Origin of the sequence: Frigoribacterium sp. CFBP 8754 (assembly GCF_014841815.1) — a bacterium.
GTDB classification, from domain to species: Bacteria; Actinomycetota; Actinomycetes; order Actinomycetales; family Microbacteriaceae; genus Frigoribacterium; species Frigoribacterium endophyticum.
Genome location: NZ_JACYUO010000001.1, coordinates 1,039,122 through 1,058,956, shown reverse-complemented (window position 1 = coordinate 1,058,956; position 19,835 = coordinate 1,039,122). Strand labels below are relative to the sequence as shown.

The window sequence follows — 19,835 nt, the reverse complement described above, 5'->3', positions numbered from 1 at the left end:
GGGTGGTGCGTCGCGACCCGGCCCGCAGGCCGCGTCGCGGTGCCGCCAGCCTAGCGGCTGGCGGCGACGCTGCTGAGCAGGCCGTTGACGAAGGTGGCGGAGTCGTCGGTGCTCAGCGACTCGGCGAGCTCGACCGCCTCGCTGATCGCGACGTGGTCGGGCACGTCGTCGGCGTGGAGCAGCTCGAAGATGGCGATGCGGAGGATGCCCCGGTCGAGGATGGGCATGCGCTTCAGGGGCCAGCCCTGCGAGTACGTCTCGATGAGCTCGTCGATCTCCGAGCCGTTCTCGACGACGCCCTGGACGAGGTCGCGGGCGTAGCCCCAGCTGGAGCTGCGCTCGGGCTGGGCCATCGCCCGCGTGGTCTCGGCGACCAGGGCGTCGCTGATGCTGATCTGTCGGACGTCGGCGACGTAGAGGACGTCGAGGGCGCGCTTGCGCGCCTTGGTGCGTGCGCTCACGGAGGCTGTCGGCGCCGACTAGTCGGCGACGCGGCCGAGGTAGCCGCCGTCGCGCGTGTCGACCTTGACCTTGGTGCCGGTCTCGAGGAAGAGCGGGACCTGGATCTCGTAGCCGGTCTCGACCGTCGCGGCCTTGGTGCCGCCGGTCGAGCGGTCGCCCTGCAGACCGGGCTCGGTGTACGTGACCTCGAGGACGACGCTGGCGGGCAGCTCGATGTAGAGGGGCGTGCCGTCGTGGAGCGCCATCTGCACGTTCTGGTTCTCGAGCATGAAGTTCTTCGCGTCGCCGACGATCGTCGCCGGGACGTTGATCTGGTCGTAGTCGCTGGTGTCCATGAACACGTAGCCGTCGGCCTCGGCGTAGAGGTACGTGTACTCGCGGCGGTCGACGTTCGCGAAGTCGATCTTGGTGCCGGCGTTGAACGTCTTGTCGACGACCTTGCCCGACATGACGTTCTTCATCTTGGTGCGGACGAAGGCCCCGCCCTTGCCCGGCTTGACGTGCTGGAACTCGATCACGTTCCAGAGCTGGCCGTCCAGGTTGAGGACGGCGCCGTTCTTGATGTCGTTGGTGGTCGCCATGCGTGCGGGGTCCGTTCCGAGTTCTTGGTGAGGCGGCCGAGTCCGGCCGACGAGCGAGTCTACCGGACGCGCTCGTCCCGGCGGGGAGGGCGACGGGCGGACGCGCCTGCCTAGGAGCCGATCTCCTGGTACGCCATGAAGAGCAGGCTCGCGTCGGGACCGGTCAGGACGGTGGGCTTCGCGACGTCGTCGAGGACGATGAAGCGGAGCATGCCCGCCCGGGACTTCTTGTCGCGCTGCATCGTCGCGAGCAGCGTGTTCCAGCGGCCGAGCGGGTAGCTCGTCGGCAGGGTCAGGGACTCGAGGATGCGGCGGTGACGGTCGACGACCTCGTCGCTGAGCCGTCCGCTCAGGCGGGCCAGCTCGGCGGCGAACACCATGCCGACCGAGACGGCCGCGCCGTGCCGCCACTGGTAGCGCTCGGCGTGCTCGACGGCGTGGCCGAGGGTGTGCCCGTAGTTCAGGATCTCGCGGAGCCCCTGCTCGGTGAAGTCCGCCGCGACCACGCGCGCCTTGACGCCGATGGCCAGCTCGAGGACCCGCCGGAACTCCGGGGTCGTCGGGTCGACCGCCCGGTCGACGTCGGCCTCGATCACGTCGAGGATCTCGGGCTCGGCGATGAAGCCCGCCTTCACGACCTCGGCGAACCCGGCCAGGATCTCGGTTCGCCCGAGGGTGTCGAGCATGTCGAGGTCGGCCACGACGGCGACGGGCGCGTGGAAGGCGCCGACGAGGTTCTTGCCCTCGGCCGTGTTGATGCCGGTCTTGCCGCCCAGGCTGGCATCGACCATGCCGAGGACGGTCGTGGGCACCTGGACGAGCGCGACGCCCCGGAGCCAGGTCGCGGCGACGAAGCCCGCGAGGTCGGTGACGGCGCCGCCGCCGAGGCCGATCACGGCGTCGGTGCGCGTGAAGTCCGCCTGGCCGAGCACCTGCCAGCAGAAGGCCGCCACCTCGACGCGCTTGGCGTCCTCGGCGTCGGGGACCTCGGCGATGAGGGCCTCGTAGCCCGCGGCCACGAGGCTCTCGCGCAGCTCGCCGGCCTTCCGGCCGAGCGTGGGCGCGTGGACGATCAGCACCTTGGCGGTGCCGCTCGGCAACAGCGCGGGGATGCGCGAGGCGACGCCCCGACCGAGCACCACGTCGTAGGGGGCGTCGCCGCCCACGCGGATCGTCGTCGAGTCGTCGTCGTGGCGGGCGGAGTCGCCCTGGAGGGCGCTGTCCTGGGGGGCGCTGTCGTGGGGGCGGGTGTCGCTCATGCGGGCCTCTCGGTCTGGTGGTCGGTGCGCCCGGCCAGGAAGACGACGATGTCGTCGACCACGGTCGAGACGGGCCGGTCGGACGTGTCGAGCTCGACGTCGGCCAGGGATCGGTACAGGGGCGCCCGCTCGTCGGCGATCGCGCGCCAGGCGGCCATGCCGCCGGTCTGCAGGAGCGGGCGGGCGGACCCGGCGATCCGCGCCTCCACCGCCTCGGGCGTGACCGTCAGCAGCACCACGGTCGTCGCGGCGAGCCGCTCGCGCGTGTCGGGGTGGAGCACCGCTCCCCCGCCGAGCGAGACCACGCCGGGGCTGGTCAGCGCCTCGGCGACGACGTCGTGCTCGAGCTCCCGGAACCGGGGCTCCCCGTGCACGGCGAAGATCTCCGCGACGGGCCCGTGCCGACGGACGACGACGCGGTCGGTGTCGACGAAGGGGAGGTGGAGCCGCCGGGACAGCTTCTTCCCGATGCTGCTCTTGCCGGCGCCCATGGGGCCGATGAGCACGACGGGCGCGGCCTCGGCGGCGAGAGGCCGCGTCGGCGTGCCCTCCGGGGCCCCTGTCACGATCCGGAGGCCGCCGCCTCGGTGCGGAGGGTGTCGGGGATCGACTCGAGGTAGGCCCGGAGGTTGCGCGAGGTCTCGGCGAGGGAGTCGCCGCCGAACTTCTCGAGCACCGCGTCGGCCAGGACGAGCGCGACCATCGACTCCGCGACGACGCCGGCGGCGGGGACGGCACAGACGTCGGAGCGCTGGTGGTGCGCCTTGCTCTCGTCGCCCGTCGCGACGTCGATCGTCGCGAGGGCGTGGGGGACGGTGGCGATGGGCTTCATGCCGGCGCGGACGCGGAGGACCGTGCCGGTGCTCATGCCGCCCTCGGTGCCCCCGGCACGGTCGGTGTCGCGGGAGATGACGCCGCCCTGGCGGTGCAGCTCGTCGTGCGCGACGCTGCCGCGACGCCGGGTCGTCTCGAAGCCGTCGCCGACCTCGACGCCCTTGATCGCCTGGATCCCCATCAGGGCGGCCGCGAGGCGGGAGTCGAGCCGGCGGTCCCAGTGCACGTGCGAGCCGAGGCCGGGCGGCACGCCGTAGGCGAGCACCTCGACCACGCCGCCGAGGGTGTCGCCGTCCTTCTTCGCCGACTCCACCTCCTCGACCATCAGTGCCGAGGTGGCCGGGTCGAAGCAGCGGAGGGGGTCGTCGTCGAGGCGGTCGACGTCGCCGGGGCGCGGCAGGTCGGCGCCCTCGGGCACGCGGACGGGGCCGACGGAGAGCGTGTGGCTGACGAGCTCGACGCCGAGCTCGGCGAGGAAGGAGCGCGCCACGGCGCCGAGGGCCACGCGCGCGGCCGTCTCGCGGGCGCTCGCGCGCTCCAGGACGGGGCGGGCCTCGTCGAAGCCGTACTTCTGCATGCCGACGAGGTCGGCGTGGCCGGGGCGGGGGCGCGTGAGGGGGGCGCTGCGCCCCCGGGAGGCGTCGCTGACCTCGACGGGCTCCGGGCTCATGACCTCCTCCCACTTCGGCCACTCCGTGTTGCCGATGCGGAGGGCGACCGGGCTGCCCATGGTGAGGCCGTGGCGGACGCCGCCGGAGATGGCCAGCTCGTCCTGCTCGAACTTCATCCGCGAGCCACGGCCGTAGCCGAGCTTCCGCCGGGCGAGGTCGGTGCGGACGGCGTCCATCGAGACGGGCACGCCCGCGGGCAGCCCCTCGAGGACGGCGATGAGCTCGGGGCCGTGAGATTCCCCTGCGGTCAACCAACGAAGCATGCGGCAATCCTCGCACAGGCCGAGGACGTGGCCGTCCGCCGCCCGCCGCCCCGGGCGGGGAGGACGGGCGGCGGGCACGGCGCGGCCGTGGGCCTACTGGTACTCGGGGTGCTCGCGCATCCAGGCCTGCCAGACGGCGACGGCCTCCTCGTGCTCGGCGAACGTCGTCGAGAACGCCGTCTCGCCGGTGTCGAGGTTCGTCGTGACGAAGTAGAGCCAGGAGCCGTCGGCCGGGGCGACGGCCGCGTCGATCGCGAGGTCGCCCGGGTTGGAGATGGGGCCGACGGGGAGGCCCTCGTGCTGGTACGTGTTGTAGGGGTTGTCGGCGTCGCCGCGCTCCGCGTCCGTCGTCGTCACGCGGTGCGTGTTGCCGGTGCCGTAGGCGACGGTCGCGTCGGACTGCAGCAGCATCCCCTGGTCGAGGCGGTTCTGGAAGACCCGGGCCACCTTCGGGTAGTCGGCCGCGAGGCCCGCCTCGCGCTGGATGAGCGAGGCGAAGACGACGATGCGCTGCTGGTCGGCGGGCTGCACGCCGGCGGCCGCGAGGCGCTCCTTCATCGTGTCGACCATCTGCTGCAGGTAGCCCCGCGCGTCGAGGCCGGGGTCGAGCTCGTAGGTCGCCGGGAAGAGCCAGCCCTCGAGGCTGGTCGCCTCGGCGGGGAGGCCGAACGACGCGGGGTCGGCGGCCGCGGCCTGGACCTGGTCGAGCGGGATGCCCGTGGCGTCGGCGAGCAGCGTGTACACGTCGACGGCGGCCGTCCCCTCGGGGATGACGACGCGGTCCGTGACCCGGTTGGAGGAGTCCTGCAGGGCTGCGAGGGCCGAGGCGGCGCTCATCTCCTGCTGCAGCGTGTAGCTGCCGGGCTGGAACGTGATGGTGGGGTCGGCGAGCATGAGCGAGTAGGCGGCCTGGTAGCTCTTCGTGACGCCGGCGTCGTTGAGGTTCGTCGCGATGTCGGAGCCGTTCTCCCCGCTGGTCACGGCGAACTGCACCTCCGTGCCGTTGCCGGTGCCGGAGAAGTCCTCGGGGGCGGGCTCGCCCTGGAGCTTCTCGATCAGGGGCGACACGGCGCCCAACGCCGCGGCGACGCCCGCGGCGCCGCCGCCCACGACGACGAGCAGGACCACGAGCAGCACGATGCCGCCCTTCCTGCTGCCGCGAGGGCGCTTCTCACGACCCCGGGGCGAGCGCTCCCGGTCGCGCTGCTCACGACGGGAGGCGGCCGGCACCTCCTCGGCGGGCTCGGCGGTGGCGACCCCGGCTCGGAGGGCACCGGCGGAGGCCCGGCTGCCGTCGGCGCCGCGGGGAGGGTCGGACTGCGGGGGCGACGCGATGAGGTCGTCCCACTGGGGATCGTCGGCCACGGTCATCGTCCTTCGTCGGGTGCGGGGAGGGCCCCGGCGCCGTCGTCGGGGCCGGGTGCGCCCACGAGGTGACCGGGCGGGCGACCGCTCGACCGCTCGAGGTCGAGCGCGTGCTGGACGATGATAACAGCGGCGACCTGATCGATGACGGATCGTTGTCGACGGCCCTTGCGCCCGGAGGCCCGCAGTGCTCCTTGTGCACTGACGGTGGACAGCCGCTCGTCGACGAGCCGGACCGGCACGTCGCTCCGGCCGGCGAGGACGGCGGCGAAGTCGCGCGCGTCGGTGGTCGAGGGAGTGTCACCGCCCGACAGCGACAACGGCAGGCCCACGATGATCTCGAAGGCCGACGCCTCAGCGGCGTGGGCGAGGATGGCGTCGACGTCGGCGGTGCCGTCCGCCGCCCTCGGCACGGTCTCGACCGGGGTCGCGATCATGCCGTCCGGGTCGGTGCGGGCGACGCCGATGCGGGCACGGCCCACGTCGACGCCGAGCCGCACCCCGCGACGCACCCTCAGCCCCGGAGGGCCGCGACGATGCCGGCCAGCGCCGCCGGCACGGCGGCGACGTCGGAGCCGCCGCCCTGCGCGAGGTCGTCCTTGCCGCCTCCCCCGCCGCCGAGCACACCCGCGGCCGCGCGAGCCAGGGCGCCCGCCTTCACGCCGGCCCGACGAGCCCCGTCGGTCGTGGCGACGATGACGGCGGGCTTCCCCTGCACGTCGGCCGCCAGGGCGACGACGGACGAGGACGAGGAGCCGAGACGCTCGCGCACGGACGTCACGAGCGACCGCAGCTCGTCGGTGGTGCGCAGCGCGCCGACGTCCTCGGCCACGACGGTCAGCTCGCCGACCGGAGCGGCCGTCGCCGCGAGCGAGGGCACCCGGGTCGCGAGCTGGGCGGACTCGAACTCCGCGATCCGCTTCTCGGCGGCCTTGAGGCTCGCCACCAGGTCGCCCACGCGCTCGGGCAGCTGCTCGCGCGGCGCCTTGAGGGACGACGTGAGCTGGGCCACGATCGCGCGCTCCGACGCGAACTCGCGGAACGCGTCCAGGCCGACCAGCGACTCCACCCGGCGGTTGGTCGAGCCCACGGAGGTCTCGCTCACGAGGTTCACGAGCCCGACCTGCGAGCTCGTCGAGACGTGGGTGCCGGCGCAGAGCTCCCGCGACCACGGGCCCCCGATGTCGACCATCCGCACGGTCTCGCCGTACTTCTCGCCGAAGAGGGCCATGGCGCCCATCGCCCGGGCCTCGTCGAGGGGCATCTCGCGGGTGACGACCTGGAGGTCGTCGCGGATGGCACGGTTCGCGATCTCCTCGATCTCGGACCGCGTGGCGGGGCTGAGGGCCTGGTTCCAGTTGAAGTCGAGGCGCAGGTAGCCGGCCTTGTTGTACGAGCCGGCCTGGTGCGCCTCCGGCCCGAGCACCTCGCGGAGCGCCGCGTGCACGAGGTGGGTCGCGGAGTGCGCCTGCGTCGCGCCGCGGCGCCACACGGGGTCGACGACGCTCGTGGCGGCGTCCCCGACGCCGACCTCGCCGGAGCGCACCTGCACGCGGTGGCTGATGAGGCCCTTGACCGGCTTCTGCACGTCGAGCACCTCGAGGTCGAAGCCCGTGCCGACGATGCTGCCGGCGTCGGCCTCCTGCCCGCCGGACTCCGCGTAGAGCGAGGTCTCCGCGAGGATCACCTCGGCGATGTCGCCCGCGACGGCACGGTCGACGGAGGCACCGTCGACGATGATGCCGAGGACGGTCGACTCGGTGTCGAGCACGTCGTACCCCGTGAAGACGGTCTCGCCGTGGGCACGGAACGCGCTGTAGACGCTGAGGTCGGCGAGGGCGGTCTTCCGCGACTTCGCGTCGGCCTTGGCGCGGGCCCGCTGCTCGCTCATGAGGCGGTCGAAGGCCTCGCGGTCGACCGTCAGGCCGTTCTCCTCCGCGATCTCGAGCGTCAGGTCGATCGGGAAGCCGAAGGTGTCGTGGAGGAGGAAGGCCGTGTCGCCCGCGAGTCGCGGGGAGCCGGAGCCCTCGTCGCGGCGCTTCGTGTCGGCGACGGCGATGTCGAGGATGTCGGTGCCGGCCGACAGGGTGCGGAGGAAGGTCTCCTCCTCGCCGACGGCGAGCTGTGAGATGCGGTCGTAGTCGGTCTCGACCTCGGGGTAGGCCGCCTTCATGGCGTCCCGCGAGGCGGCGAAGAGCACCGGGAAGGTGGCCCCCTCCACGCCCAGCAGGCGCATGGACCGCACGGCGCGGCGGAGCAGGCGACGCAGGATGTAGCCGCGGCCCTCGTTCGACGGACGGACGCCGTCGGAGAGCAGCATGAGCGCGCTCCGCACGTGGTCGGCGATGACCCGCATGCGGACGTCGTCGTCGTGCACGGCCCCGTAGCGGCGGCCGGACAGCTCCGCGGCGGCGTCGAGCACGGGGCGGACCTGGTCGATCTCGTACATGTTGTCGACGCCCTGCTTGAGGAACGCGACGCGCTCGAGGCCCATGCCGGTGTCGATGTTCTTCGCGGGCAGCTCGCGCACGATGTCGAAGTCGACCTTCGAGCGCACGTTCTCGATCTGGTACTGCATGAACACGAGGTTCCAGATCTCGACGTAGCGGTCGTCGTCGGTGGCGGGGCCGCCGTCGACGCCGTAGGCCGGGCCCCGGTCGAAGAAGATCTCGGAGCACGGGCCTGCGGGGCCGGGCTGGCCGGTGTGCCAGTAGTTCGTGTCCTTCCCGAGGCGCTGGATCCGCTCGTCGGGCAGCCCCGCGATGCGCTTCCAGAGCTCGATCGCCTCGTCGTCCTCCTCGTAGACGGTCACCCAGAGGTCGTCCGGCGAGAAGGCCAGCCCGCCGTCGGCCTCGCTCGAGGTCAGCAGCCCCCACGCGTACTCGATCGCGCGGTCCTTGAAGTAGTCGCCGAACGAGAAGTTGCCGTTCATCTGGAAGAAGGTGCCGTGCCGCGGCGTCTTGCCGACCTCCTCGATGTCGTTGGTGCGGATGCACTTCTGGACGCTGGTGGCCCGGGGCCAGGGCGTCGGCACGAGGCCGGTGAGGTAAGGGATGAACGGCACCATGCCGGCGACCGTGAAGAGCAGCGACGGGTCGTCGCTGACCAGGGAGGCGGACGGGACCACGGTGTGGCCTCGCTCACCGAAGTACTCGAGCCAACGGCGGCGGATCTCTGCGGTCTGCATGGTTCTCCCAGGGGTGCTGCGGTGATGTGCGGGGGCGGACGAGGAGGCGCGGGGCCCCGGCCGGGTCAGCCCTCGGTCGTGGGGTCGGTCGCCGAGCGCAGCTCGGCCTCACGGGTCTTGTAGCCGTCGACGACCGCGGCGCGGAACGAGGTGACGCTGCCGTCGATGCCGTCGAGGAGGCGCTGCCCCCCGGCCGTGCGGACGGCGAGGTGAGCGATGCCGAGCCCGAGGGCGACGCCGACGGACAGCAGGATCAGGCTCTTCACGGGTGCTCCTCACGGGTCTGCGCCGGGACGGCGCGGGTCGACACGTCAGCTTACTTCGAACGGTCGGGCGGTCGGGCACGGGGCCTGCGGCGGGCGGTCCCGCCGCCGCGGGCCCCGGGCCGCCGGGGACGACGAAGGGAGCGCGCCACGTGAGCGGCGCGCTCCCTCCGGAGTCGCTGTGGAGCAGGTGCTAGCGGGCGGCGTAGTACTCGACGACCAGCTGGACCTCGCAGGTCACGGGGACCTCGGCGCGCTTCGGGCGACGCACGAGGCGGGCCTGCAGCTTGTCGATCTCGACCTCGAGGTACGCGGGCACCTTGGGGAGGAGGTCGACGTGGCCACCGGCGGCGGAGACCTGGAAGATCTCCATCTTCTCGCTCTTGGGCTTGACGTGGATCATCTGGCCCTCCTTCAGACGGAAGGAGGGGCGGTCGACGAGCTTGCCGTCGACGAGGATGTGACGGTGCACGATCATCTGACGGGCCTGGGCCGTGGTGCGGGCGATGCCGGCACGGACGACCAGGGCGTCGAGACGCGTCTCGAGCAGCTCGACCAGGTTCTCACCGGTCAGGCCCGAGGCCTTGCGGGCCTCGTTGAAGACGATGCGGAGCTGGGCCTCGCGGATGCCGTACTGGGCACGCAGGCGCTGCTTCTCACGGAGACGGACGGCGTAGTCGCTGTCGGTCTTGCGCTTGGTGCGGCCGTGCTCGCCGGGAGCGTAGGGACGCTTCTCGAGGTAGCGGGCGGCCTTGGGGGTCAGCGCGATGCCGAGGGCACGCGAGAGACGGGTCTTGCTGCGGGTACGTGACTTGGTCGACACGGTCGTCCTGTTCTTGTCGTGGATCATGGAGGGCCGGCCCAGCGCGCGAGCGCCGGCAGGCGTAACAAGAGGGGTGAGTGCCGCGGTGGCGACCGGCTACAGGTCGTCGCACCTCTCTCGGGGACGTCTTCAGCAGCCGCGCATCGACGCCCGAGTTCTAGGCAACCCCACGAGCATACAGGAGCGGCTGCGGCTGCGCGACAGGACCGAGGCGGCGAGTCGCGCTCGGGAGTCAGCGGCCGCGGGTGATGCGGCGCAGCTTCTCGAGCCGGGCGGCGACGTCGCGCTCGTTGCCGTTCGAGGTGGGGTCGTAGTAGGTGCGGTCGACGATCTCGTCGGGGAGGTACTGCTGCTCGACCACGCCGAACTCGGAGTCGTGCGCGTACTTGTAGCCCTTGCCGTGACCGAGGCGGCGGGCCCCGGGGTAGTGCGCGTCTCGGAGGTGCTTCGGGACGGGGCCGGCGCCTCCCGCCCTGACGTCGGCGATGGCGGCGTCCAGGGCGCTGTACGAGCGGTTCGACTTCGGCGCCGTGGCGAGGTACACGACGGCCTCGGCCATCGGGATGCGCCCCTCCGGCATGCCGATCATCTGCACGGCCGTCGCCGCCGAGACGGCCACCGTCAGCGCGTTCGGGTCGGCCATCCCGATGTCCTCCGAGGCGGAGACGATGATGCGCCGGCAGATGAAGCGAGGGTCCTCCCCCGCCTCGATCATCCGGGCGAGGTAGTGCAGCGCGGCGTCGACGTCGGAGCCACGGACGGACTTGATGAACGCGCTGATGACGTCGTAGTGCTCGTCGCCGTTGCGGTCGTAGCGGAGCAGGGCGCGGTCGACCGACTGGGCGACGGTCTCGGCGGTGATGACCGGTCGGCCGTCGCCCCCGTCGCCGTACTCGGCGTACTCGGCGTCGGGGTCGTAGTCGGCGTCGGCGTCGACCTCCTCGGTCGCGGCGCCCGCGGCGGTGAGCTCGGCCGTCGTCGCGGTCGCGGCGTGGGCGGACGCCTCGAGCGCGGTCAGCGCCCGACGGGCGTCGCCGGACGCGAGCCGGACGATCGTCGACAGCGCCTCGTCGTCGAGGACGACCCGGTCGTCGAGGCCCCGGGGGTCGTGGACCGCGCGACGGACGAGGTCGCCGAGGTCGTCGTCGCTCAGCTGCTCGAGCGTGAGGAGGAGCGACCGCGACAGCAGGGGCGTGATGACCGAGAACGAGGGGTTCTCGGTGGTCGCGGCGATGAGGATGACCCAGCCGTTCTCGACCCCGGGCAGCAGGGCGTCCTGCTGCGCCTTCGTGAAGCGGTGGATCTCGTCGAGGAAGAGGACCGTCGTCGTGCCGTACAGGTCCCGGTTCGTCAGCGCCTTCTCCATCACCTGACGGACGTCCTTGACGCCCGCGGTGACGGCGGACAGCTCGATGAACTGCCTGCCGGAGCTGTGCGCGATGGCCTGCGCGAGGGTCGTCTTGCCCGTGCCGGGCGGGCCCCAGAGGATGACCGAGACCGCGCCCTGCTCCCCCGTGGTGTCGGAGGCGAGGGTGACGAGTGGCGAGCCGGGCCGCAGCAGGTGTCGCTGGCCGGCGACCTCGTCGAGGCTGGTGGGGCGCATGCGGACCGCGAGTGGGGTCGAGCTCTGCGGGAGCGGGCTCATGGGCACCCATGCTAGACCGGGCCCCCGACACGGGAACGGTCGTCGGCGCCGCCGTCCGCCCCGATACAGTCGTTCCCACCGCACGAGCTCGTCCGCACGGGGCCGAGCGACGACCGAGCACGGAGGACACGCGTGGCTGCGACGAAGAACGACCGGGAGTCCCGCGACAGGCTGCGGCGGTACACCGCCCGGCAGCAGGTGCACGCCGCCCAGGTCGCCCGGCGCCGCCGCGACGACGTCCTCGCCGTCGTGGCCGTGGTGGTCGTCGTCGGCCTCGCCGTGCTCACGCAGGTGGTGTGGGGCCAGGACGACCCCGGCACGGCGGCGTCGACCCCCTCGCCGAGCGCCTCGTCGACGGCCGAGGCGACCGGCACCGGCGACGTCCCGAGCGCCGAGATCGCCGAGGGGCGCACCTGGACGGGGCAGTTCGACCTCAACGACGACGTGCAGCTGGGCGTCGAGCTCGACGGCGCCGCGGCGCCGCAGGCGACCTCCGTGCTGGTCGACCTGGTGCGGAAGGGCTTCTACACCGGCACGAGCTGCCACCGCATGAGCGACGCCGACTCCGCCGAGTTCCTCCAGTGCGGCTCGGCGAACGGCGACGGCACGGGCGACGCCGGCTTCACCTTCGGGCCGCTCGAGAACGTGCCGTCCGACGGCCTGTACCCGGCGGGCACGATCGCGATGGCCAGGGGCGAGAGCCCCGACTCGCAGTCGACCCAGTTCTTCGTCACCTACGGCGACACCTACCTCGACGCCTCGACCGGCGGGTACACGGTCGTGGGCCGGGTGACGAGCGGCCTCGACCAGCTGACCGCGAACGTCACCGACGCCGGCCTCACGCCGGGCACCAGCGAGACGGACGGCGCGCCGGTCGTGCCGACCACCATCACGTCCGCCTCCCTGGAGTAGTCCTCCGCGCCTCCTCGTGCAATAGGCTGGGCACCCATCGCGGGGGCTCGTCCTGAGCGCCGCGACGAGCACCTCCAGCAAGGGATGACAGTGGCTACTGACGATCGGGCACCCTGGGGCCGAGTCGACGACGACGGCACCGTGTACGTGCGCGAGGGCGAGGGCGAGCGCGCCGTGGGGCAGTACCCCGACGCGACGCCCGCCGAGGCCCTCGCCTACTACGAGCGCAAGTACACCGAGCTGAACGGGCAGGTCACCCTGCTCGAGCAGCGGGTGAAGCGCGGCGCCTCCGCCTCCGACGTGGCGAAGACGGTGAAGGCCCTGCACCAGCAGCTCGTCGAGCCGAGCGCCGTCGGCGACATCGAGGCCCTGCGCACGCGCGTGGCCGCCCTCGACTCGACCGTCGGCGAGATGACCGAGAAGCAGAGCGCCGAGGCGCAGGAGGCGCTGACCGAGGCCGTCGCCTACCGCACGTCGCTGGTCGTCGAGGCCGAGACGCTCGCCGCGCAGGATCCCGCGCGCGTGCAGTGGAAGCAGGTCACCGCCTCCGTCGACGACATCTTCGCCCGCTGGCAGAAGCACCAGCAGGACGGACCTCGCATCCCCAAGGGCGAGGGCAACGACCTCTGGAAGCGCTTCCGCGCGGCCCGGTCGACCATCGACCAGCACCGCAAGGCGTTCTACGCCGAGCTCGACTCCACCCACCGCGAGGCCCGTCAGCGCAAGCAGGCCCTCGTCGAGGCCGCGGACGCCCTGGCGGCCCGCGGTGCGGACGGCATCCCCGAGTACCGCCACCTGCTCGACGACTGGAAGCGCGCGGGCCGCGCCGGCAAGAAGTACGACGACGCCCTGTGGGCGCGCTTCAAGCGCGCCGGCGACGTCCTCTACGCCGCCAAGGGCGAGATCGCCGCGCAGGACGACGTCGAGTACGAGGGCAACCTCGCGGCCAAGCTGGCCCTGCTCGACGAGGCCGAGAGGATCCTCACGGTGACCGACCGCGTGCCGGCCCGCGAGCAGCTCACCTCCGTCCAGCTGCGCTGGGACGAGATCGGCCGCGTGCCCCGCGAGCAGCTCCGCTCGGTGGAGGACCGCCTGCGCAAGGTCGAGTCGCACGTGCGCGAGCTCGACGAGCAGTTCTGGGAGAAGAACAACCCCGAGCGCAAGGCCCGCTCGGAGGGCCTCGCGAGCCAGCTGCAGGACGCCATCACGAAGCTCCAGGAGGAGCTGACGGCGGCCGAGGCGTCCGGCGACGCGCGTCGCGTCAAGGAGGCCCGCGAGGCCCTCGACGCCCGCCGGGTCTGGCTGGACGCACTCGGCTCCTGACCGGCCCGCGACGCGTCGCCCCGATCGACCACGACCGCCCGCCCTCTCCACAGGAGAGCGCGGGCGGTCCGTCGTCGCGGCCCCGGTGCGCCAGGCTGGGCCCGTGCGCCGACCGCTCCCCCGCCTCCTCAGCCCTCGGGACCTCCCCGAGGCCGAGCTGCGGGCGGCCGTGCTCGACGGGGAGCTCTACGCGCTCGGTGACCGCTGGTCGTCCGTGGCCGACCCCGACGACGCGGAGGCGCGGGCCCGGTCGGTCCTGTCGGAGTCGTCGTCGAGGACGATCGCGGCCCGCCGCACCGCTGCCTGGATCTGGGGTGCCTGCGCCGCGCCTCCCCACGACCTCCAGTGCCTCGTGTCGTCGTCGGCCCGGAGCCGCGGGGCCCCGTCGGGCAGCCGTGTGTCGGAGGTGCGGATCGACGACGACGAGGTCGTCCACCTCGGCGGAGCCCTCGTGACGTCGCCGGCGCGGACGGTGCTCGACCTGCTCCGGCTGGACGACGTCAGCGGAAGGTCGGAGCAGCTCGCCCTCCGCGTGCTCTCAGAGCACGAGGTGGAGCCGCGTACCGTCCTGTCGCTCTCGCGGCGCCACTCGTCGGCGGCCGGTCGCGCCCGGGCGCAGGCGCTCCTGCGAGCCCTCGTCGACCCGGTGCTCGGCTGAGGCACCGGGTCGACGGAGGGCAGGCCCGTCAGCCGGCGCTCACCCGGTAGACGTCGTAGACCGCGTCGATGCGCCTCACGGCGTTGAGGACACGGTCGAGGTGCGTGGTGTCGCCCATCTCGAAGACGAAGCGGCTGAGGGCCAGACGCTCGTCGGACGTCGACACGCTCGCGGAGAGGATGTTGACGTGGTGCTCGGAGAGCACCCGGGTCACGTCGGAGAGCAGGCCGCTGCGGTCGAGGGCCTCGATCTGGATCTGGACGAGGAAGACGCTCTTCGAGGACGGCGCCCACTCGACGTCGATCATCCGCTCGGGCTCCTTCATCAGTCCCTGCACGTTGTGGCAGTTGGCCTGGTGCACGCTGACGCCCTGGCCCCGCGTGACGAACCCGACGATCTGGTCGCCCGGCACCGGCGTGCAGCACTTGGCGAGCTTGACGAGGATGTCGGGGGCCCCGCGGACGAGCACGCCCGAGTCGCTGTTGCGGAGCGGACGCGTGACGCCCTTGCTCGGGAACTCGAACTCGCCCTCGTCGACCTCGTTCTGCTGCTGCACCGCGGCGAGCACCTTCTCGATGACCGACTGCGTCGAGATGTGGCCCTCGCCCACGGCGGCGTACAGGCTCGAGACGTCGTCGTGTCGAAGCTGCGAGGCGACCTCGGCGATCGAGTCCTGGTTCATCAGCTTCTGCAGCGGCAGGTTCTGCTTGCGCATCGCCCGCGCGATGGCGTCCTTGCCCTGCTCGATCGCCTCGTCGCGGCGCTCCTTGGTGAACCACTGACGGATCTTGTTCCGGGCCCGGGGGCTCTTGACGAAGCTCAGCCAGTCCTGGCTGGGGCCCGAGTCCGGGTTCTTCGAGGTGAACACCTCGACGACGTCACCGCTGTTGAGCACGCTCTCGAGCGGCACGAGGCGGCCGTTGACCTTGGCGCCCATCGTCCGGTGGCCCACCTCGGTGTGCACGGCGTACGCGAAGTCGACGGGCGTGGCGCCGGAGGGCAGGCCGATGACCTTGCCCTGCGGCGTGAAGACGTAGACCTCCTTGGCGCCGATCTCGAAGCGCAGGCTGTCGAGGAACTCGCCGGGGTCGGCCGTCTCGGCCTGCCAGTCGGAGATGTGGGCCAGCCAGGCCATGTCGGTCTCGGTGCGCGCGCCCGTGCTGGAGTCGTCACGCCCGCCGTTCATCCGCTGCTTGTACTTCCAGTGCGCGGCGACGCCGAACTCCGCGCGCTGGTGCATCTCGTGCGTCCGGATCTGGATCTCGACCGGTCGGCCCTTCGGCCCGATCACCGTCGTGTGCAGCGACTGGTAGAGGTTGAACTTCGGCGTCGCGATGTAGTCCTTGAAGCGACCCGGCAGGGGGTTCCAGCGGGCGTGGATGGACCCCAGCACGGCGTAGCAGTCGCGCAGCGAGTTCACCAGGACCCGGATGCCGACGAGGTCGTAGATCTCGTCGAACTCGCGGCCGCGCACGATCATCTTCTGGTAGATCGAGTAGTACTGCTTCGGCCTGCCGACGACGTCGCCCCGGATCTTCGTCGACTTGAGGTCTGACTTCACCGCGTCGATGACGTTCTGCACGAACTGCTCACGCTGCGGGGTGCGCTGCTTGACGAGGTTGTCGATCTCGACGTAGAGCTTCGGGTGGAGGACGGCGAAGGAGAGGTCCTCGAGCTCCCACTTGATGGCCTGGATGCCGAGCCGGTGCGCGAGCGGCGCGTAGATCTCGAGGGTCTCGGTCGCCTTCCGCGTCGCCGACTCCGACTCGACGAAGCCCCAGGTGCGCGCGTTGTGGAGGCGGTCGGCCAGCTTGATGACGAGCACGCGGATGTCCTTCGACATCGCGACCACCATCTTGCGGACCGTCTCGGCCTGGGCGCTGTCGCCGTACTTCAGCTTGTCGAGCTTGGTGACGCCGTCGACCAGCATCGCGATCTCGTCGCCGAAGTCCCGCTGCAGCATGTCGAGCGTGTAGTCGGTGTCCTCCACGGTGTCGTGCAGGAGGGCGGCGGCGACGGTCTTGGAGCCGATGCCGAGGTCGGCGAGGATCTGGGCGACGGCCACGGGGTGCGTGATGTACGGCTCGCCGCTCTTCCGCAGCTGCCCCTGGTGGGCGCGCTCGGCGACGCTGTAGGCCCTCTCGATGACCACGAGGTCGGCCTTCGGGTGGTGCATGCGGACGGTCTTGACCAGGCGGTCGACGGCACCGGCCGGCTGGCTGCGGGAGAAGAGCCGGGGCAACAGGGTGCGGAGCGACGCCGTGCCCTGCGGCTCGGGCGGCGCGTCGTTCCTCGTGGTGATCTCGGTCACGACCGCGCCTCGCTCTCGTCCTGGGGCCTCCTCGGCCCCGTCGGGTGGGTGGTGGCCGTGGCGGTGGCCCGCTCCGACAACGCTACCCTCTCGCGGTCAGTCGACCGACGCCGGGCCCCCGCCGTCGCGGGTCAGCTCGCCGTCGGCGTCGCGCCAGGCGAGCATGCCGCCCTCGACGTTGACGGCACGGCGACCTGACCGACGCAACGCCGCCGAGGCACGCATCGAGCGCATCCCCGAGTGGCAGACGACGAGCACGTCTCGGTCGGTCGGCACCTCGTCGAGGCGCTCCCCCAGCTCGGAGAGCGGCACGAGCACGGCCTGCGGCGCGTGGCCGGCGTCCCACTCGGAGCGCTCGCGGACGTCGAGCAGGTAGCCGCCGTCGGCGACGAGGGCGACGGCCTCCGCGGCGGTGACGTCGGGGAAGTCGGACGAGCCGGCCGCGGCGGTCACGAGCCGACCTCGGCGCGCTCGTCGGCGGTGACGGGGGCGGAGGCCGCCGACTTCTTCGCGTCGCGGTCGGCCAGGGCCGGTTCGCGCATCCGCAGCGTCGCGTAGAGCGGCGACGCGATGAAGATCGTCGAGTAGGTGCCCACGAGGATGCCGATGAACAGGGCGAGCGAGATGTCGCGCAGCGTGCCGGCCCCGAGGACGAACGCGCCGATGAACAGGATCGCCGCGACGGGCAGCAGGGCCACCACGGACGTGTTGATCGACCGCACGAGCGTCTGGTTGACGGCGAGGTTGACCGACTGCGCGAAGGTCCGCCTCGAGCTCTCGCCGTCCTCCGTGGTGTTCTCGCGGATCTTGTCGAAGACCACCACCGTGTCGTAGAGCGAGTAGCCCAGGATGGTGAGGAAGCCGATGACGGCCGCGGGGGTGACCTCGAAGCCGACGATGCCGTAGATGCCGGCCGTCAGGACGAGGTCGTGCAGCAGGGCCGCCATGGCGGCCAGCGACATCTTCCACGTCCGGAAGTAGAGCGTCATGCCGATCGCGGCGAGGATGAGGAAGATCACGAGGCCCTTGATGGCCTGGCCCGTGATGTCGGCGCCCCACGAGGCCCCGATGAACGACGACGTGACCCGGTCGGCGGGGACGTCGTAGGCCTCGGCCAGGGCGTCGGCGACGTCGTTCGTCTGCGCCGGCTCCAGCTGCGAGGTCTGCACGCGGATGGTGTCGGAGCCGACCTGCGTCACGCGGGGGGTCGAGCCGGGCGCCGCCGCCTCGACGGTCTCGGTCGCGACGTCCTGGTCGAGGGAGGCGGGCTGGGCCACCTGGAACTCGGACCCGCCGGTGAACTCGATGCCGAAGTGGAAGCCGCCGCGGAGGAAGGGCACCGTGGCCGACAGGATGAGGACGACGACGGCGACGATGTACCAGGTACGGCGTCGGCCGACGATGTCGTAGGAGCGAGCCCCCGTGTAGAGGTCGTTCCCGAACTTCGAGAAACTGGCCATCAGGAGTCCTTCCCGTCAGTGCGCGTCGTGTCGTCGACACGGTCGCCGTTCTTCTCGGCGGCCTTGCGCTCCGCGATGGTCTGGCGCTTGGCGGCCTCGCGGCCACCGGCGCCCTTGCGAGCCCCGACGGGTGCCGGGGTGCGGAACTGTGCCCGGCCGCGGTAGACCGCGCCGAGGGCCTTGGGGTCGAGCCCGCTGAGGGGGTTGCCCTCGCCGAAGAAGCGCGTGCGGGCGATCAGCTGGAGCATCGGGTGCGTGAACAGTGCCACGACGATCAGGTCGATGACCGTCGTGATGCCGAGCGTGAGCGCGAAGCCCTTCACGTTGCCCACCGCGAGGATGAAGAGCGTGATGGCGGCGAGGAAGTTGACCGTGTCCGACGCGATGATCGTCCGGATGGCCCGACGCCAGCCCGACTCGACGGCGGACTCGAGGATGCGCCCGTCACGGAGCTCGTCGCGGATGCGCTCGAAGTACACGATGAACGAGTCGGCGGTGATGCCGATGGCCACGATCAACCCCGTCACGCCGGCGAGCGAGAGCCGGTAGCCCTCCCGCCACGAGAGGATCGCGATGACGAGGTAGGTCAGGGTCGCCGCGATCACCAGCGACAGGATCGTGACGAAGGCCAGCGCCCGGTACTGCACGAGCGAGTAGATGACGACGAGGATGAGGCCGATCAGGCCGGCGATGAGGCCGCTGACGAGCTGGGTCTGGCCGAGCGTCGCCGTGATGTTCTCGTTGCTCTGCACCGTGAAGCTGATCGGCAGCGCGCCGAACTTGAGCTGGTCGGCGAGGGTCTTCGAGGTGTCCTGCGTGAACGAGCCGGTGATCTGCGCCTTGCCGTCGGTGATCGCGGCGTTGGCGGACGGGGCGGTGATCACCTGGTTGTCGAGCGTGACCGCGAACTGGTTCTGCGGCGCCTGCAGGGTCACGAGGCGGGAGGTGACGTCGCTGAACTTGCGCGAGCCCTGGCCGTTGAACTCGAGGTTCACGGCCCAGGTGTTCGTCGAGTTGCCCTGCGAGTCGGTGGCGAGGCCGTTGGTGGCGTCGCTGATGTCGCTGCCCTGCACCTCGACCGGGCCGAGGATGAACTTCGACGTGCCGTCGGTCGAGCAGGTGACGAGCGGCTCGTCGTCCGGCGCGGTGGCGAGGTCGTTGTCGGCGGCGCACTGGTAGTTCGTGTACTCGTCGGCCAGCTGCTCGGTGATCCACGCCAGGTCGGAGGCGTTGGTCGGCGAGGCGGTGGGGGTCGAGTTGAGCTCGGGGTTCGGCGTGTAGGGCGTGGCGGACGGGCTCGCCGACGCGCCGTCGGTGTCGTCGCCCCCGACGGCGGCCGTGCTCACGGCCTCCGTGTACAGGACGGGGCGGAAGGTCAGGCGCGCCGAGGCCTCGATGCGCTCGAGGGTCGCGTTGTCGGGCCGGCCGGGGATGGAGACGACGATGTTCTGCGAGCCCTGGCGGGTGATCTCCGACTCGGAGACCCCGGCCGAGTCGATGCGCTGGCGGATGATCGTCACGGCCTGGTCGAGCTGCTGGCTCGAGACGGACTCGCCGCTCGCGAGCTGTGCCGCGAGGGTGATCTGCGTGCCGCCCTGCAGGTCGAGCGCGAGCTCGGGCACCCAGCTGGCTCCGGCGGCCCAGTCGGCCTTGCCGTTCAGCAGGGTGGCGGTGCCGTTGAGGGCGGTCAGCCCCGCGATGATGACCAACAACCAGGTCAGGGAACGAAGGGCCTTCTTGACCGGCGTCGAGCGTGCCACGGAGGAGTCTGCTTTCTCATGGGAGCGCGCGCCCTGGTGAGGAGCGCGCGCCGGTGGT

Annotated in this window: 18 protein-coding genes; 3 read left to right on the top strand and 15 right to left on the bottom strand. The window is 71.9% G+C overall.

Annotation, left to right across the window (positions count from 1 at the left end; genetic code table 11):
* Positions 1-50: 50 nt before the first annotated feature.
* The 11 genes from nusB to IFT72_RS04795 all read right to left on the bottom strand — a co-directional run bounded on the left by nusB (position 51) and on the right by IFT72_RS04795 (position 11,353).
* Positions 51-461, bottom strand: coding sequence for a transcription antitermination factor NusB (gene nusB / locus IFT72_RS04845; protein ID WP_056054687.1), 411 nt, complete (start codon positions 459-461; stop codon positions 51-53).
* 18 nt (positions 462-479) lie between these two features.
* Positions 480-1,043: an elongation factor P gene (efp, locus tag IFT72_RS04840; protein ID WP_056054683.1), complete on the bottom strand. Its 564-nt coding sequence runs from the start codon at positions 1,041-1,043 to the stop codon at positions 480-482.
* Between the two features lie 110 nt (positions 1,044-1,153).
* Entirely contained in the window at positions 1,154-2,302 is a 1,149-nt protein-coding gene (gene aroB / locus IFT72_RS04835; protein ID WP_192045687.1) for a 3-dehydroquinate synthase, read from the bottom strand.
* Positions 2,299-2,793 (bottom strand): shikimate kinase, encoded by a 495-nt coding sequence (locus IFT72_RS04830; RefSeq protein WP_192045902.1) that lies wholly within the window; start codon positions 2,791-2,793, stop codon positions 2,299-2,301. Before IFT72_RS04830 ends, aroB begins: the two co-directional genes overlap by 4 nt.
* Before the next feature lie 71 nt (positions 2,794-2,864).
* A complete protein-coding gene (gene aroC / locus IFT72_RS04825) occupies positions 2,865-4,070 on the bottom strand; it encodes a chorismate synthase (RefSeq protein ID WP_192045686.1) in 1,206 nt (401 codons plus the stop codon).
* Between the two features lie 93 nt (positions 4,071-4,163).
* On the bottom strand, positions 4,164-5,435 hold the full coding sequence (mltG, locus tag IFT72_RS04820; RefSeq protein WP_371741168.1) for an endolytic transglycosylase MltG: 1,272 nt from the start codon (positions 5,433-5,435) through the stop codon (positions 4,164-4,166).
* A gap of 2 nt (positions 5,436-5,437) precedes the next feature.
* A complete protein-coding gene (gene ruvX, locus IFT72_RS04815) occupies positions 5,438-5,947 on the bottom strand; it encodes a Holliday junction resolvase RuvX (protein WP_192045684.1) in 510 nt (169 codons plus the stop codon).
* 2 nt (positions 5,948-5,949) lie between these two features.
* A complete protein-coding gene (gene alaS, locus IFT72_RS04810; protein ID WP_056054673.1) occupies positions 5,950-8,622 on the bottom strand; it encodes an alanine--tRNA ligase in 2,673 nt (890 codons plus the stop codon).
* Positions 8,623-8,687: 65 nt separating this feature from the next.
* A complete protein-coding gene (locus IFT72_RS04805) occupies positions 8,688-8,888 on the bottom strand; it encodes a hypothetical protein (protein WP_192045683.1) in 201 nt (66 codons plus the stop codon).
* 190 nt (positions 8,889-9,078) lie between these two features.
* Positions 9,079-9,708 carry a 30S ribosomal protein S4 gene (gene rpsD / locus IFT72_RS04800; RefSeq protein WP_082514352.1) on the bottom strand — a complete coding sequence of 210 codons (630 nt, stop codon included), beginning with the start codon at positions 9,706-9,708 and terminating at the stop codon, positions 9,079-9,081.
* Between the two features lie 232 nt (positions 9,709-9,940).
* Positions 9,941-11,353, bottom strand: coding sequence for a replication-associated recombination protein A (locus IFT72_RS04795; protein ID WP_192045682.1), 1,413 nt, complete (start codon positions 11,351-11,353; stop codon positions 9,941-9,943).
* 132 nt (positions 11,354-11,485) lie between these two features.
* On the opposite strand from IFT72_RS04795, the gene IFT72_RS04790 reads away from it, so the two are divergent.
* From IFT72_RS04790 to IFT72_RS04780, 3 genes are all read left to right on the top strand, one after another.
* Positions 11,486-12,265: a peptidylprolyl isomerase gene (locus tag IFT72_RS04790; RefSeq protein WP_056054662.1), complete on the top strand. Its 780-nt coding sequence runs from the start codon at positions 11,486-11,488 to the stop codon at positions 12,263-12,265.
* Positions 12,266-12,349: 84 nt separating this feature from the next.
* The gene (locus tag IFT72_RS04785) at positions 12,350-13,588 is read left to right on the top strand and encodes a DUF349 domain-containing protein (RefSeq protein WP_197981074.1); all 1,239 of its coding nucleotides are present in this window, start codon (positions 12,350-12,352) and stop codon (positions 13,586-13,588) included.
* 103 nt (positions 13,589-13,691) lie between these two features.
* Positions 13,692-14,246: a hypothetical protein gene (locus IFT72_RS04780; protein WP_192045681.1), complete on the top strand. Its 555-nt coding sequence runs from the start codon at positions 13,692-13,694 to the stop codon at positions 14,244-14,246.
* 28 nt (positions 14,247-14,274) lie between these two features.
* Here IFT72_RS04780 and IFT72_RS04775 read toward each other — a convergent pair whose 3' ends face one another.
* From IFT72_RS04775 to secD, 4 genes are all read right to left on the bottom strand, one after another.
* A complete protein-coding gene (locus IFT72_RS04775; protein ID WP_082514350.1) occupies positions 14,275-16,557 on the bottom strand; it encodes a bifunctional (p)ppGpp synthetase/guanosine-3',5'-bis(diphosphate) 3'-pyrophosphohydrolase in 2,283 nt (760 codons plus the stop codon).
* 96 nt (positions 16,558-16,653) lie between these two features.
* Positions 16,654-17,010, bottom strand: a complete 357-nt coding sequence (locus tag IFT72_RS04770; RefSeq protein WP_082514349.1) for a rhodanese-like domain-containing protein — start codon at positions 17,008-17,010, stop codon at positions 16,654-16,656.
* The gene (gene secF, locus IFT72_RS04765) at positions 17,007-18,017 is read right to left on the bottom strand and encodes a protein translocase subunit SecF (protein ID WP_185232608.1); all 1,011 of its coding nucleotides are present in this window, start codon (positions 18,015-18,017) and stop codon (positions 17,007-17,009) included. Before secF ends, IFT72_RS04770 begins: the two co-directional genes overlap by 4 nt.
* Positions 18,017-19,777 (bottom strand): protein translocase subunit SecD, encoded by a 1,761-nt coding sequence (gene secD / locus IFT72_RS04760; RefSeq protein ID WP_192045680.1) that lies wholly within the window; start codon positions 19,775-19,777, stop codon positions 18,017-18,019. The genes secF and secD overlap by 1 nt, the downstream gene beginning before the upstream one ends.
* Between the last annotated feature and the right edge of the window lie 58 nt (positions 19,778-19,835).

Bases quoted from the DNA above. Each gene is read 5' to 3' on its own strand.
- secF (WP_185232608.1), bottom strand. From the start codon at position 18,017: ATGGCCAGTTTCTCGAAGTTCGGGAACGACCTCTACACGGGGGCTCGC.
- IFT72_RS04785 (WP_197981074.1), top strand. From the start codon at position 12,350: ATGACAGTGGCTACTGACGATCGGGCACCCTGGGGCCGAGTCGACGAC.
- IFT72_RS04830 (WP_192045902.1), bottom strand. From the start codon at position 2,793: ATGGGCGCCGGCAAGAGCAGCATCGGGAAGAAGCTGTCCCGGCGGCTC.
- IFT72_RS04795 (WP_192045682.1), bottom strand. From the start codon at position 11,353: ATGAGCCCGCTCCCGCAGAGCTCGACCCCACTCGCGGTCCGCATGCGC.
- aroB (WP_192045687.1), bottom strand. From the start codon at position 2,302: ATGAGCGACACCCGCCCCCACGACAGCGCCCCCCAGGACAGCGCCCTC.
- alaS (WP_056054673.1), bottom strand. From the start codon at position 8,622: ATGCAGACCGCAGAGATCCGCCGCCGTTGGCTCGAGTACTTCGGTGAG.
- aroC (WP_192045686.1), bottom strand. From the start codon at position 4,070: ATGCTTCGTTGGTTGACCGCAGGGGAATCTCACGGCCCCGAGCTCATC.
- efp (WP_056054683.1), bottom strand. From the start codon at position 1,043: ATGGCGACCACCAACGACATCAAGAACGGCGCCGTCCTCAACCTGGAC.